The following is a 14,779-nucleotide window of genomic DNA, read 5'->3' as shown; positions in this document are numbered from 1 at the left end:
AAAAACTTATTTCGACCAATGAATATGAGTGATTTGCCAGTTACCATTACGTTGCTGCAACGTAATGGTTTCCATGCCGGTATGTGCTATCGGTTTACCTTTATAAACACCGCTGACGTTTGAACGTGCCAGCGACAGTGCGCTACCACCGTGTACCACCACATGATGCTCCACAGATTCAATTGACATCTCTTTTAAAAACGCTATATCTGCCGCCATGTGATGGCTCTGATATTCGGCACTTGAACGCTCTACGCTACCGCCTTCAAAAATAACCACATCACTGGCCAGTAAACGTATTACCGCGTCGGTATCACCGGTTTTTAGCGCAGCATGGAAATCCAATACCGCTTTAGCCGCAGGGTGTTGCAGCCCACTAAACAGCGAAATCTCAGGCTTTGCGGTCGAAGAGGCTGTCAAAGTAACTGCATTGGGATCAACAACAAAACTAAAGTCTCCTTCTAGTTTGTGCCCGTCATCCCCCATACCCATCCAGGAAACCTGATACGATGACGCTGGCAACGCAGCATTGGTGGGTACTACAAAACGGGATTGAGTAGTAACTGAACGTTTAAATTCCAGTGCAATATTTTTACCTGCAGCGTCAGTTAACGAAATACTCATCAAGCGCAGTGGTGCACCAAACTCCAGACTCAGCTGGCTTACTTCAGCAACGGCTTGTCCATTGGCAGGAATAGACGATGTTAAACTGGTATGAGCCCAACCTTTTGTAGGCATTACTAAAGTCAGTAGTGCAGCAAAAAATATCGCGCTGCCGTTGGCAAAACTAATATTGTTCATTATTTAATATCCTTAATAGCTTTAAAATCAGCAGTGCTACATTTTTTCAATGGCAGTGATAACCAATGCAGTACCTTTTTTTTCCACTTTAAAGCGCACGTTATCACCCTGGCTTAAGCCGTCAAACAACGTCTGGTCTTCAATCTGAAAAACCATGGTCATACCAGGCATACCAAGGCTTTTTATTGCTTCATGCTTGAGAGTGATTTTGCCATATTCAAGATCCAGTTTACGAATAGTGGCTGTAGTCATCTCGTCAACTGCAGTTTGAGCCTCTTCGCTTTTATGCTGATGAGAATGAGTTTCCTGCGCCACCGCGGATGGCATTGCTAAAGCGGCTAATATTATTGTCATACTAATTTTTAATGATTTCATAATTCACCTGTCGTTGCTAATTATGCCCATTATGGGCTTGAGGTTTACGCACTTTAACTTCCAGCTCTTTCGACGATGGTTGCTCAAGCGGCATTAGCTGTCCACCATGCTCGTTAGAGCGTTTAGGCTGAGCAATATCGCCGGTCCACTCACGGGCTACTGTCCCTTCGGGATGTTTGAACCAACCCGGATCAGAATAATCATGTGGCGCCTGATCTTCCCGCACTTTAAGTACACTGAACATACCGCCCATTTCTACCGAGCCAAAAGGGCCGTCACCGGTCATCATCGGTAAAGTGTTGTCCGGCAACGGCATGGTCATTTCCGCCATGTCGGCCATGCCGCGTTCGCCCATTACCATATAGTCAGGCACTAAAGTCTGGATTTTTTTGGTTATACCGCGATGGTCAACGCCTATCATGGTTGGTACATCGTGGCCCATCGCGTTCATCGTATGATGTGACTTATGACAGTGAAACGCCCAATCACCCACTTCATCAGCAATAAATTCAATTTGGCGCATTTGGCCAACCGCAATATCGGTGGTAACTTCCGGCCAACGGCTACCCGGTGGCGTTGGCCCGCCATCAGTACCAGTTACCGTAAACTCATGGCCATGTAGGTGAATAGGATGGTTAGTCATGGTCAGGTTACCCACGCGAATGCGCACTTTGTCGTTTTTACGCACCACCAATGGGTCAATACCCGGAAAGGCGCGGCTGTTAAAGGTCCACAGGTTAAAATCCAGCATAGTCATGATTTTTGGCGTATAGGCGCCGGGTTCTATATCGTAAGCATTGAGCAGAAACACAAAGTCACGGTCCACTTCTTCAATATGTGGATGCGCATCTTTTGGATGAGTTACCCAGAATCCCATCATACCCATGGCCATCTGTACCATTTCATCAGCATGAGGGTGATACATAAAGGTGCCGGGGCGCCGGGCAATAAACTCATAAACATAGGTTTTACCCACCGGAATAGCGGGTTGATTTAATCCCGCCACGCCGTCCATGCCATTCGGTAAACGCTGGCCATGCCAATGAATGGATGTATGCTCAGGCAGCTTATTGGTGACAAAAATCCTCACTCTATCACCTTCAACCACTTCAATAGTCGGCCCTGGTGATTGACCGTTGTAACCCCATAAATGCGCTTTCATCCCAGGCGCAATTTCCCTGACTACAGGTTCAGCCACCAGATGAAATTCTTTGACACCATTGTTCATCCGCCAGGGTAATGTCCAGCCATTAAGGGTTACAACAGGATTGTAAGGCCGGCCAGACGTTGGTAATAATGGCGCCATTGTATCGGCAGAGTGCTGGCTGACCACTTCCGGGATCCCTGCCAACGCAGCTCGGCTGACTGCAGCGACACCCACACCTGCCGTAAGAGCACCGATACTTTTTAATAATTCACGACGTGAAAACATAATGACTCCTTAATGATCGGCGCCTGCCGCATTGCTAACAGATTGCAGTTCGGTACTCTCTTGCCTGGTGACAGAAACACCAATCATGGCCATATCTAATTGCGACTTTGCCAACCAATAATCCCGGGTTGCATTGACATAACCAGTAACCGCGTTAATTTGATTGCGTGCATCAGCAATTAGCTCAAACACACTAATAAACATACCGTTATAACGCAGCTGATTTTCCTCTGCGATTTGCTGCTGAATGGGCAACATGGCATTTTTGTAATGCAGTGCCAACTCATGGAAGGAGGCGTAGTTGTGATAACTTGTTGTTAATTCTGAACGTGCCGACACGCCAGTAGCAAAAGCTTCGTTAAAGGCTTGTTTATATTGATATTCTGCTTTTTTTACCCGATAGGTTCCCCAGTCGAACAGAGGCAACTCCAGCACGGCTTTATAGCTTCTTTCAGAGCTATCCTGCAAATTGCCACCTACCTCTAATTCAAACGCGTTAATAAACCGGGTTGCTTTGGTCAGGCCGGCGTTTTGCGCAACAAGTTCCAGCTTTAATTTTGCAAGTCTGATATCCAACCGTTGGTCTAATCCTCCCTGGATTACACTGCGCCATTCGGTCAACTCTGCTGGAATTTCAGGTAAACGGTCGGGTAGGATCAAACGCTCTGACTCCTGCCACAACCCTAACTGTTGTTGTAGCGTTGCCTGGCTGTTGTAAGCTAACTGTCGTGCTTTGACTAAATTCAACGTCGCTTCAGTCAGTAAACCTTGTTCACGCAAGTAATCTAATTTACTGAAATTGCCAGCTTGCAGCATCCGTTTTGCCAGTTCAGCCCCGGCTTCCGTAGTGGTATACACCTGCTCAATATAACGCAGTACCTCTTGTGCGGCCACGGCATTCCAATAGGCGTGGCGGGTATCTGCAATGATACCGGCAATACGCTGCGCGCTTACTAAACGTGCCTGTTCAAATCGGTTCGTTTCTAATTGGCGCACTTTAGGTAGCGTTAGCAGCGACAGGATATTAAAACCAAACTCTAATTCGGTTGAATAATTGCCATCAGACACATTGCGGGTAAGCATAATGGCTGGGTTGGGTAGTTGTGACGCCTGTTGCAGTTCTGAAGCCGATACCCCCAATGCAAATAATTCCGCCTGCAACGATTTATTATTAAGTACGGCGATTTCCACCGCGGTATCTAATGTTAAAGGGTGCAGTAGTAACCCTTGTACCTGCTGTTGTATTTGTTGCTGTTGCTCGTCATTTTCAATGCGTCGCAACGGCGTTGGGTTGATAGCTGCGATTTCAGCCTGCACCGTATTTATCGGGTCGCCTGGATTAACGGCACACGCTGTTAAACTGGCTAATATGGCTGTAACAACAGCCAGCTTCACCAAGGATGTATTAGCGAGCTTTCTTGAAGGCATTGGCATAATCAGTGGCCCTCGTGATGGTTAGTTGTTGGCTCAGGCTGTTTAGGTTGCTTATGATGCTCGTGGTCCATCGCCCCCTCAGAGGCATAAAACATCCAGCCACCAATTTCGTGGACACGTTGATTAACTTCTGCCCAGTTACTGACAGCCGGGACCTTCATTTGCTGCGGTGCAACCGGCATATAAAGCGGCGCTGTTTGCACGTCATCATTTTGCAGTGGCGCCGGTATTGTTGGCTCGTTTGCTATCACACTATTCGTAGCAAAAATGCTGAATAGCCAAAGCCCAGCGACCGCCAACCCTTGCGTGGCAATGCTCTTACACATATCAATATCCTCAATAAAATTAACTATATGATGCATATGTGAAAAATGTCAGCAAACCATCATGGTCGCTAAGTAATACATCGGTAATTCAAGGTCGAAATAAGAGGGTTATGCGGTCTTTGGTGGGCGTTCTTGTGGTAAAACAATACCGGTAGTGTGGAAGTAGGCATTTTGCAGTACTTTGTCATGACAAGCTGTTTCAGCTGCTGCAGATACCAGTGGTAAAGGCACACAATGAATTGAGCAGCAATGGTCACAGGCTTCGCATGGCTCTGCACTGGCTAAATAAGTATTACCCAACGTGTTATCTACAAGCATGCTTGGTGATGTTTCGGCACCATCTGATGTAGAGTGATGATGATTGGCGTATGACTTCTGATCAGTCATTGCATCTAATGTTATTGAGCTTTGGTGGTGTTGTTGGCTTTGGCAATGGACCATAGCATACAGGCCAGTTCCCTTAAAGAGAAACAGCAAGCAAAGTACTATGATAAATAAATTACCTGAGCGCATGCGTGATCCATAATTGTGTTGAGCATATGATAAGTCAGTTTGCATGAAAGTTCAAACGGCCACGGAAAGTACTCGGATAATCTTCTTATATATGACCTGGTGGTAATAATATCCGAAAAGCAATCGACCGAAATACAAACAGGCTTTAATAACGCAACCTTCTACTTCAAGCGTCAATTAAAAATGGGTTTATTACCATAGAATCACTGTAATACATGCAACATCGGCTAAAGCTGGCCAGAAGCTTAGTCAATGAAGTCGCCAAGGAAACAATAAAAACATCGGTAAGGTTGGCGCCATATACCAGAAAATATACCAAGCGTGATTGGCAATTTTTTCCAGCGGTTACTTTTCGGTATACTGTCAGATCATCGCAATAATCGTGACCAGCGGTAGCGCGACAATAAATGCTCCGAGAATGTCACTGCGTTTTGCTAACTCTAAGGCCGCAACCTCTATAGCCGCCGTTACCAGATACTTAATAATTAACCAGCTCATATTCACCCCTCAAAATAAAAAACCGATTGCCTGTCGGTTTTTGTTGTGCCATGATTATGCCCACTGTGGTAAGAGAAATATGTCATGCAGTTAGGTGAACTAGAAAAACAGGTTTTGCACTATTTGTGGAATGCTGCTGAATCTGATGCCAAGCAGGTACATGCCGTGCTTGGACAGTCGCGCGGAAACTCACTCAATACCATTCAAAGCACACTCGATCGGTTATTTAAAAAAGGATTACTGGGTCGCACCAAGCAAGGCCATGCTTATTATTATAGCGCCAAAGTAGACCGTGAGGCCTTGATAGCTAAACTTATCACCAACGTAACCAGCGACTTTGTTGCCGATGGCGAACATAGCCTGATTGCTGCTTTTAGTTCAGCCTCTGCCAACCTGAATGATGCTCAGCTGGATCAGTTACAGACATTGATAGAAGCCCAGCGTAAGCTGCGCAGAGGGGGCTAAGCATTATGCTGGTTGGGGATCTGGCGATAGCACTGAATTTGCTCAGTATTGCCGTGTTGGCTTTTGCTATCAGCGTTGTCCTGCTCTGTATCAGTTTCCGTGCCATATTAAACCGCTTAGCGCATTTTACTTTCGGTCTGCGTAAAGCCATCTTATGGGCATGGGTAAGTGCTCCCTGGTGGATTGCCGCCGGTTGTGTCGGTGTGCTGTGGCCAAGCCTGTCAGATATTTTTGCCGCAACCTGGCTAAGTGGATTGGCGCACTGGCATCATGTCGATCTGTTTAGTTTTACCAGTTGGCACGCTATTACCTTGTTTTCAGCGGCTGCCTATGCGACGTGGTCAATAGCGCGCAACGTGTTTTATCGTCGCAAACAAGCCAGCGCGATGACAGCGTTGCTAAGCTTGTCTGATATTAAGCCAGAGACAACGACTGAGCAGAGTCGGTACTATTCGTTAGCGTTGTCTATTCCTACGGCCTTTACCGCTGGTCTTATTCGCCCCAGAATTTATGTCACCACAGCACTGCAGCAGCAGGTTAACCCGCAGCAACTTGATATTATCGTCAGGCATGAAATGGCGCATGTTGCTGCCAGAGATCCACTGTTTAAGACCGTCTTTGCCGCTCTTGCCTGTTTTTACCCTGCAGGAATAGCCCGTAGTTTGATCACGCAATTTACCTTGTTGACTGAGCAGATAGCCGACTGCGCGGCTACGGATGCTTATGATAATCTTGATGTTGCCCAAACGCTTATTGATGTCGCCCGTTTACAGCGCAATCTGAATTTCGGCAATAAAAGCCCATGCTGCGATGGCGTAGCCAGTTATTTTGGTAACGACCAAACCAGTGTGCGGGTACAGTGTCTGATTAACCCCGCATTATCGACATCGCGGTCGGCAATCGTTTTGGCCCTGCTGCTGTTTAGCTGTTCGCCGCTGCTGGTGGCGTCAACGGTGGATAGCCTGCATCACTTTATTGAAACCTTTATTACCCATTAAATAAGGACCGGGAATGGCAGTTATGTTGTTTAAACGCAAATTCAAAAAACCGATTGGCTATCGGTTTTACGCTGTGCTAATAGGGATAAGTTTATCTCTGTCAGCCGCTGCACAAGAGCCCATAGCACGCCCCCAGGTTATCAGCCTGGCAGATGCAGTAACGCTGACACTGGAAAAACACCCTGATTTGCAGGCGCTGGTATCACAACAGCGTGTTTTGCAGGGCAGAATTGAGCAAGCGGGGGTTGGCGAGCGGTCACAAATCGACTTTATGGTTGAAGATGCGCTGGGGACAGGTGAGCACAGTGGAATTAATAGAATGCAGTCCACACTGACATTTTCCTGGCTACTACAACAAGCGCAGATAGACAGCCGGGTTAGCGCGGTAAAAAGTGAAGCCGATACGCTGGCGTTGCAAAAGCACATTACAGCGCTCGATTTATCTGCGGTTGTAGCAAAACGCTTTATCGATATTCTGGTGAAACAACAGCGTCTTAAGCTAAACCAGTTAGCCCTGCAGCAGGCAAAGGACGTGGTGGCAGCCATTTCAAAACGGGCTCAGGCCGGTAAAAGCTCAGGTGTTGAAATACAGCTAGCAAAAGCAGAGCTGATCCGCCGTGAACTGGCGGTAGAGGATGTCGAGCATGAACTCAATGCCAGCCAGTACCAGTTAGCTTCGCTTTGGGGAGCGCCTACCACTCCTTACCAGCTAACCGGCAATTTACTGAGCATACCAGCGGTACCCCCGGTTGAAGAGCAGCTGGCCCAGTTAAAACAAAACCCACGGCTGCAACAATTTGGCAGTGCTCAGCGCATTGCACAGTCGCAGATGGAGCTGGCAAGAATTGACGCTAAAGCGCAATGGCAGTTTACCGCTGGGATACGTCGCTATGAAGCCAGTGATGACTTTGGTGTAGTTGCCGGTGTGTCCATTCCGTGGGGCGACAGCAACCGTAATGCTGGCACGCTGGCAGCGTTGCAAGCCCGGCAGGACGTGTTGGCAAGCGAACAAACTGCCCTGATGCAAACCCTGGATGCGCAGCTGTATGTTTTGCTGCAGGAAATGGCGCATTCACAGCATGTTATTAATACCGTACAAACGGCGATTGTGCCCACCTTAGAGCAGGCGCTGACAGAGGCAAGTAATGCGTTTGAGCAAGGGCAACTCAGTTACAACCAATACAGCGGGGTGCGCCGGGAATTGCTCAGTGCCCAGTCCCAACTGCTTGAGGCGTTTGAGAGTCTGCATTTGCAGCACATCGAAATTCAGCGCCTGACCGGTACATCTATTTCTCAGTGAGACAAACTATGAAAAATAACAGCACGTTTTCGTCAATCAGTCTGGCGCTATTACTGAATATCGGCATGGCCAGCAGCGCTTTTTTACCTGCAACAATAATGGCGGCATCGGCACCTGCTGCAGAGCAAGCCGAAGCAGAAAAGGGCCCACACGGGGGGCGGATGCTACGCGACGGTGAATTTGCGTTGGAGCTGGCAATTTTTGAAACCGGTGTACCGCCTGAATTTCGGGTGTGGGTTACTGCTGGCGGTAAAGCGGCCGACCCGGCAACAGTAGAGTTGAATATCAAGTTAACTCGCTTAGGCGATGGGGTGGACGATATCAACTTTGTGGCTCAGGGGGATTTACTGCGCGGCGATATGCAAATATTCGAGCCGCATTCTTTTGTGGTGACGATCACAGCGAAACATCAGGGCAAGTCATACCGTTGGCAGTATGACAATTTTGAAGGCCGAACCACTATCGAACAGGCCGTGGCTGAGGCGATGGACATTCAAACTGACATAGCAGGCCCGGCCACCTTGCACCAGACGATCCCTGCCTATGGCACGCTGGCACTGCCAACCGGTGCAGAGCGCACTATTGCGGCCCGGTTTGATGGTGAAATCACTAAGTTGCATGTCGCGCTTGGTGACACAGTAAAAACAGGCCAAACCTTACTCACAATCGAAAGCAACGAGAGTTTGCAGCCTTATCAGGTGAAGGCACCCTTGACAGGTGTCGTCACACAACAGTTTGCCGGTAACGGAGAGCAAACCGCTGGCCGTGCTTTGCTGACGATTGCCGACCTCAGCCACTACGTGGCAAAACTGGCGGTATACCCTAAAGATTACCAAAAAGTCCGGCCCGGCTCCCCGGTTAGCCTAAAAATAGAAGGCTCAGACAAGACATACAGTGGCAGTATTGCCTTTGTAGAGCCACAGGTGCGCGATGACCAGGCCCGTATTGTCTGGGTAAGGCTGCCAAATAGTCAGAATGAATTTACTGCCGGCAGTTTTGTCAGTGCCCGGATTGAAGTGGCCACGATAGATGTGCCGCTGGCGGTTAAACGCACCGGCCTGCAAGCGTTTCGGGATTTTACCGTAGTGTATGCCAAAGTTGGCGAGCAATACGAAGTTCGTATGCTGGAGCTGGGACGCCATGACGGCGAATGGATTGAAGTGCTCGGCGGCCTGAAACCGGGCACGGAGTACGTTAGCCAGAACAGCTTTATCTTAAAAGCCGACATTGAAAAGTCTGGCGCCTCTCACGATCACTAGGAGCGTAAATAATGTTGGAAGCAATTTTACGCTTTTCTATCAAGCGAAAATTTCTGGTGCTGGTTATGGTGTTGGCCGTAGCCGGATTAGGACTGTGGAACTTCACGAAGTTACCCATCGATGCGGTGCCCGATATTACCAATGTGCAGGTAATGATTAACACTGAAGCACCCGGTTATACCCCACTTGAGGTGGAGCAGCGGGTTACCTTTCCACTGGAGACCGCGTTGGCGGGTTTACCGGGCTTAACCTATACCCGCTCAGTGTCCCGCTATGGCTTATCTCAGGTGGTTGCTATTTTCAGCGATGGAACTGATGTGTATTTTGCCCGGCAGCTGGTGAATGAACGCTTGTCAGCGGCCCGTGCGGAGCTACCGGCTGGCCTTGAACCGCAACTTGGGCCTATAGCGACGGGTTTGGGCGAAATTTTTATGTTTACGGTCGATGCCGCGCCTGGCGCAACGCATGCAGATGGCTCGCCCATTACGCCGATGGATTTGCGCACCGTACATGACTGGACCATCAGACCCCAGCTGATACGGGTGCCGGGCGTTGTTGAAGTGAACCCTATTGGCGGCTTTGAGCGCGAAATCCTGGTAGCCTTTAAACCTGAAAAACTGCTGGCGTTTGGTTTAACACAGGCTGATGTCGTCGATGCCATTACTACTAATAATCAAAACCGTGGTGCCGGTTTTATCGAGCAAAACGGTGCACAGTGGCTACTCAGAATGCCCGGCCAGGCCGAAGATATTGCGGTTATCGCTGATATTCCGCTACGCTCGGACAAAGGCGCGGCACTGACCATTAAAGATGTGGCAGATATCGAAAATGGCCAGGGGCTCAGAACCGGCGCAGCGACACAGAATGGTCGTGAAGTGGTGATGAGCACTGTGTTCATGTTAATCGGCGAGAACAGCCGGACCGTGGCGCATGCGGTGGGCGAAAAACTAAAAGAAATTAACACGACTTTACCTGAAGGCGTGGTGGCCACTGCGGTATATGATCGCACTACGCTGGTGGATAAAACGTTAGTAACGGTACGAACCAATCTGTTAGAAGGCGCTATTCTGGTTATCGTGGTGTTATTTGTGCTGCTGGGTAACTTCCGCGCAGCATTTTTAACCGCCCTGGTGATCCCATTTGCCATGCTAATGACCGTTACCGGTATGGTAAAAACCGGTGTCAGTGCCAATTTGATGAGTTTGGGCGCACTGGACTTTGGTTTGTTAGTCGATGGTGCAATCATTATCGTTGAAAACTGTTTGCGCAGGCTAAGCCAGGCGGGAAGTAATCCTCTGCCTTTGAAAGCGCGCATGCAACTGGTATTTGATGCCACCCGGGAAGTGATAAGACCGGCATTATTCGGTGTTTTTATTATCACCGTGGTGTACTTGCCCATTTTTGCGCTGGAAGGAGTGGAAGGCAAGATGTTCCATCCGATGGCCATTACCGTGGTGATTGCGCTGCTAAGCGCTATGTTGCTGTCTGTCACCTTTGTGCCTGCAATGGTTGCCTTATTATTTAAAAAGCCGGTAAAAGAAACACACAGCCCGCTTATCCGGGGAGCGGCGGCTTTGTATCGACCCGCGTTAAACTGGGTGCTGAAAGGGCGCTGGCTGGTCGTTACTGCCGCCACAGCGTTGGTGGTGGTGTTTGGTTACCAGGCCAGCAACTTAGGCAGTGAGTTTGCCCCTAATCTGGATGAAGGTGATATTGCTATGCACGCGCTGCGGATCCCCGGCACTTCGCTAAGCCAAGCCATTGCACTACAGGAAACACTGGAAGATAAAATTAAACAGATGCCGGAGGTTGAGCGGGTGTTTGCCAAAATAGGCACCGCAAATGTGGCAACTGATGCTGTACCACCCAGTGTGGCTGATAACTTTATTATCTTAAAACCCCGTGAGCAGTGGCCAAACCCCGATAAGCCCAAAGCACAGCTTGTTGAAGAGCTTGCTGCTTTAGTTGAGCCGATCCCTGGTAATCGTTACGAGTTTTTACAGCCTATTCAGATGCGGTTTAACGAGCTTCTGGCCGGGGTGCGCTCTGAATTAGCCATTAAAGTGTTTGGCGATGATTTTGACAGTTTGGCCGCACTGGGAGAAGAGATAGGTTCTGCCATTGCACAGGTTGAGGGCATTGCCGATATACAGGTTGAACAGCTTACCGGCTTACCGATGCTGAACCTGGTGCCGGATCGGCAAAAGTTAATGCAACATGGTATCAGTATGGCTGAGCTGCAGTCTCAGGTTGCCACTGCGATGGGCGGCACTGTGGCGGGCAAGTTTTATCAGGGCGATGTTCGCTCTGACATCGTGGTGCGCCTGGGTGAATCGCGACGACAGGATGTGGATGCGCTCAGTTATCTGCCAATTCATTTGCCGGATGGCCACACGGTTCCGCTACAGGAGTTGGTGTCACTGGAGCTTGTCTCAGGGGCGAATCAGATTAACCGTGAAAATGGAAAACGTCGGGTGGTGGTTACCGCCAACGTACGCGGGCGTGATCTTGGCAGCTTTGTGGCTGATATTCAGCAAGCCGTAGCAGACAAAGTGGATATCCCAGCCGGTTATTGGCTGGAATACGGCGGCACTTATCAAAAACTGCAATCGGCTTCACAGCGCCTGAGCATCGTGGTGCCCGTTACTTTGTTGATGATAATCGGCTTGTTAATTCTGGCGCTGAGTTCGTTCAAAGATGCCATGATCATCTTTACCGGTGTGCCACTGGCCCTGACCGGTGGTATTGCTGCCTTATTGCTGCGTGACATTCCGTTTTCTATCTCGGCTGCGGTTGGCTTTATTGCCCTATCCGGTATAGCGATTTTAAATGGCCTGGTAATGGTGTCGTTTATTCGGGAACTTCGCAAAGAGGGCATGGGGCTTGAGCAGGCCATTTTTGATGGGGCTTTAACGCGGTTACGTCCGGTTTTAACCACGGCATTAGTGGCTTCGCTGGGCTTTATTCCAATGGCGCTTAACACCGGCATCGGCTCCGAAGTGCAGCGGCCACTTGCCACCGTGGTGATAGGCGGGATTATCTCGTCTACCTTACTTACGCTGTTTGTTATTCCGGCGCTGTATCGCATTTTACATAAAGATAAGGAGTCACTGGTGACTGACGTTGAAGTATTGGAGTCTGTCGATGCCAAATAAATTAATGCAAACGGGGTTATGGCTGTTAATCGGCGTGTTATCACTGCTTAGCATCAGCGCTTTTGCCCATGGTGTGGATGACAGCACCAGGGCATTTTTAGAGCAAAATCAGGGTATACAATTTATCCCGTTTTTATATATCGGTGCCAAGCATATGATCACCGGCTATGACCATTTGTTGTTCTTAGTCGGGGTGATCTTCTTTTTGTACCGCAGTAAAGACGTTTTACTTTATGTAACCATGTTTACGCTGGGCCACAGCATCACGTTGTTGTTGGGTGTCCTTAACGATATTCAGGTCAATGCGTATTTGATTGACGCCATTATCGGCTTATCAGTTATCTATAAAGGTTTCGACAATCTGGGCGGTTTTAAGCGCTGTTTTAATTGGCAACCGGACACGCGCGCAGCGGTACTGATCTTTGGTTTGTTTCATGGTTTTGGCCTGGCAACCAAGTTGCAGGAGTTTCAACTGCCACAGGAAGGACTGTTAACCAATTTAATTGCCTTTAACATCGGCGTTGAACTGGGCCAATTCGCGGCGTTAGCGTTAATTCTGCTTGTCATTAATTCCTGGCGAAAAGTGCCGTCATTTCAGCGCTTTTCTACCCTGACTAACACCGCCTTGATGAGTGCCGGCATCATGCTGATGGGCTATCAGCTGACGGGTTACTTCATCAATTAATTTACTGAACAACATTACTTAATTTACTGAACAACGAAGAGAACACTATGCAACATACGGTAAGCACAAAAACCTTGGTTAAAGCCAGCGTGGCGGCGGCAGTTGTCGCAGTTATTGCACTGATAACGTTAATTCTTCCTGCCGAGTACAACATTGACCCGACAGGTATAGGCAAACAGCTGGGATTGACCAGTATCGCACAGGCGACAAACGCTGAACCTGCTGCAGCACAGGCATTAGCAAAGGGCAGTGCTGAGTTTCAAACGATTGAAATCATAGTGCCGGCAGGTCGCGGCGTTGAGTACAAATTTGCCATGCCGCAATACGCCAAAATGACTTTCGAATGGCTGACCGATGGCGAGCCTTTGTACTACGACCTGCATGGTGAGCCTGAGGGCGATACCACCGGATACTTTGAGAGCTACACCATCGCCACCAATAGTGAGGTTAAAGGCAGTTTTACCGCGCCTTTCGCAGGCTCACACGGCTGGTACTGGAAAAACAAGTCGGATAAACCGGTTGCAGTGCAACTGATGGTAAAAGGCCAGTATGACGTCATTGGTCTGAAACAATAATTCAACCCACATAACTTGGAGATTCAAATGAAAAAATTAGTTTCAGCAGCAGCGCTGTGCTGCATATTAATCAGCGGCGGCGCAATGGCTCATGCGGACCACGGAATCATTAGTAGCCAACAGGCTTTGGCTATCGCGGTGAAGTCGGTGCAGCAGATGACGTTTAAAGATTTTGGTTTTGCTGTCGGCAAACTGGATACGTCATGGAAAGAGCTGGAAGCAATGCAATTCTCGGTCGTTAGCATTGAAGAGGGCTATTACATAGTGAGCGCGGTTAATAGCAGCAAAGCTGAACAGGTCTTTTTTAAAATCGCCACCAACGGCCAGGTATTAGATGTAAAGCCCGTTAACGATTTTTAGTTATCCGCTAAAGCTAAAGGCACTGTTAGTCCGCTAGCAGTGTCATTGCAAAGGTTATTTACTAATGTTTCCAAGTTTGGTTTACATTTTTAGTTGTCGTTAGCTGTTCTAAAGCATAGTGAACACCGATCACAGTGCTTTGACATGCCGAGGGACAAACTAATTGATGAAAGAACTTGGTACAAATTTAACTAGCCAATTTAAATTTAGCGTTCTTAATCAAGTCAAAAAAGTGTTTCAGTCTAATTTTTTGAGGAAACACAATTTGGTAACGTTGCCTTTCTGACTAAGTTTATGACGTTTCAACATTCAACCTGCTTGGTTTTATTGTGTCGTAAAATTACTGACAGACCCTCGCAATGTAATAGGATTATAAGTCAACAGCTCTGCAACCTGTTTTTGATGAATGTAATTGTGCTCTGATACTCGCTTAAAAGGCGATTGAAATCGTTATTTTTATAACGTTTTTGCCTTATTGCCGTTTTTAGTCTTTGGATTTCTTCGGGCGGTATTGTGTTGACAACTATCCCTTCAACATCAATACATACTCTATCAATTGCATCGATGAAATCCTCATCCCGTTTTTCTAGTAGCGCTGTTTCG

The 14,779-nt window shown here is 48.2% G+C and carries 16 protein-coding genes; 8 read left to right on the top strand and 8 right to left on the bottom strand.

The genetic code is table 11. From position 1 onward, the window contains the following. Window positions 1-6: 6 nt before the first annotated feature. The 7 genes from B2X65_RS02810 to B2X65_RS02780 all read right to left on the bottom strand — a co-directional run bounded on the left by B2X65_RS02810 (window position 7) and on the right by B2X65_RS02780 (window position 5,379). Window positions 7-801, bottom strand: coding sequence for a copper resistance protein CopC (locus tag B2X65_RS02810; protein WP_290610509.1), 795 nt, complete (start codon window positions 799-801; stop codon window positions 7-9). Window positions 802-837: 36 nt separating this feature from the next. Then, window positions 838-1,176 carry a copper-binding protein gene (locus B2X65_RS02805; protein WP_213997606.1) on the bottom strand — a complete coding sequence of 113 codons (339 nt, stop codon included), beginning with the start codon at window positions 1,174-1,176 and terminating at the stop codon, window positions 838-840. Between the two features lie 16 nt (window positions 1,177-1,192). After that, window positions 1,193-2,608: a multicopper oxidase family protein gene (locus B2X65_RS02800; protein ID WP_213997607.1), complete on the bottom strand. Its 1,416-nt coding sequence runs from the start codon at window positions 2,606-2,608 to the stop codon at window positions 1,193-1,195. A gap of 9 nt (window positions 2,609-2,617) precedes the next feature. Beyond that, complete coding sequence (locus B2X65_RS02795) at window positions 2,618-4,042, bottom strand: TolC family protein (protein ID WP_290610507.1); 1,425 nt, start codon at window positions 4,040-4,042, stop codon at window positions 2,618-2,620. A gap of 2 nt (window positions 4,043-4,044) precedes the next feature. After that, window positions 4,045-4,368 carry a hypothetical protein gene (locus B2X65_RS02790; protein WP_290610505.1) on the bottom strand — a complete coding sequence of 108 codons (324 nt, stop codon included), beginning with the start codon at window positions 4,366-4,368 and terminating at the stop codon, window positions 4,045-4,047. Window positions 4,369-4,476: 108 nt separating this feature from the next. Continuing rightward, window positions 4,477-4,881, bottom strand: coding sequence for a hypothetical protein (locus tag B2X65_RS02785; protein ID WP_290610504.1), 405 nt, complete (start codon window positions 4,879-4,881; stop codon window positions 4,477-4,479). A 363-nt stretch (window positions 4,882-5,244) separates the two neighbouring features. Then, complete coding sequence (locus B2X65_RS02780; RefSeq protein WP_290610502.1) at window positions 5,245-5,379, bottom strand: hypothetical protein; 135 nt, start codon at window positions 5,377-5,379, stop codon at window positions 5,245-5,247. An 84-nt stretch (window positions 5,380-5,463) separates the two neighbouring features. Between B2X65_RS02780 and B2X65_RS02775 the strand changes: the two genes are divergently transcribed. Genes B2X65_RS02775 through B2X65_RS02740 form a run of 8 tightly spaced genes read left to right on the top strand, consistent with a single transcriptional unit; the run spans window position 5,464 to window position 14,176 of the window. After that, on the top strand, window positions 5,464-5,844 hold the full coding sequence (locus B2X65_RS02775) for a BlaI/MecI/CopY family transcriptional regulator (protein ID WP_213997611.1): 381 nt from the start codon (window positions 5,464-5,466) through the stop codon (window positions 5,842-5,844). A gap of 5 nt (window positions 5,845-5,849) precedes the next feature. After that, window positions 5,850-6,842 carry a M56 family metallopeptidase gene (locus B2X65_RS02770; protein WP_290610498.1) on the top strand — a complete coding sequence of 331 codons (993 nt, stop codon included), beginning with the start codon at window positions 5,850-5,852 and terminating at the stop codon, window positions 6,840-6,842. Window positions 6,843-6,855: 13 nt separating this feature from the next. Then, window positions 6,856-8,142, top strand: a complete 1,287-nt coding sequence (locus B2X65_RS02765; protein ID WP_290610496.1) for a TolC family protein — start codon at window positions 6,856-6,858, stop codon at window positions 8,140-8,142. Window positions 8,143-8,150: 8 nt separating this feature from the next. Beyond that, on the top strand, window positions 8,151-9,401 hold the full coding sequence (locus tag B2X65_RS02760) for an efflux RND transporter periplasmic adaptor subunit (protein ID WP_290610495.1): 1,251 nt from the start codon (window positions 8,151-8,153) through the stop codon (window positions 9,399-9,401). 11 nt (window positions 9,402-9,412) lie between these two features. Continuing rightward, entirely contained in the window at window positions 9,413-12,556 is a 3,144-nt protein-coding gene (locus tag B2X65_RS02755) for an efflux RND transporter permease subunit (protein WP_290610493.1), read from the top strand. Continuing rightward, window positions 12,546-13,241 (top strand): HupE/UreJ family protein, encoded by a 696-nt coding sequence (locus tag B2X65_RS02750; RefSeq protein ID WP_290610491.1) that lies wholly within the window; start codon window positions 12,546-12,548, stop codon window positions 13,239-13,241. The genes B2X65_RS02755 and B2X65_RS02750 overlap by 11 nt, the downstream gene beginning before the upstream one ends. A 47-nt stretch (window positions 13,242-13,288) precedes the next feature. Further along, complete coding sequence (locus tag B2X65_RS02745) at window positions 13,289-13,816, top strand: hypothetical protein (RefSeq protein ID WP_290610489.1); 528 nt, start codon at window positions 13,289-13,291, stop codon at window positions 13,814-13,816. A gap of 27 nt (window positions 13,817-13,843) precedes the next feature. Next, the gene (locus tag B2X65_RS02740; RefSeq protein ID WP_290610487.1) at window positions 13,844-14,176 is read left to right on the top strand and encodes a DUF6488 family protein; all 333 of its coding nucleotides are present in this window, start codon (window positions 13,844-13,846) and stop codon (window positions 14,174-14,176) included. Window positions 14,177-14,553: 377 nt separating this feature from the next. On the opposite strand, the gene B2X65_RS02735 is transcribed toward B2X65_RS02740, so the two are convergent. Beyond that, window positions 14,554-14,779: hypothetical protein (locus B2X65_RS02735; protein WP_290610485.1), on the bottom strand; the 226-nt coding region annotated here is incomplete at its 5' end.

This window comes from Arsukibacterium sp. UBA3155 (genome assembly GCA_002364615.1).
In the GTDB taxonomy this organism is placed as follows: domain Bacteria; phylum Pseudomonadota; class Gammaproteobacteria; order Enterobacterales; family Alteromonadaceae; genus Alishewanella.
The sequence above is the reverse complement of the archived record's forward strand: the minus strand, read 5'-3'. Positions and strand labels throughout refer to the sequence as shown.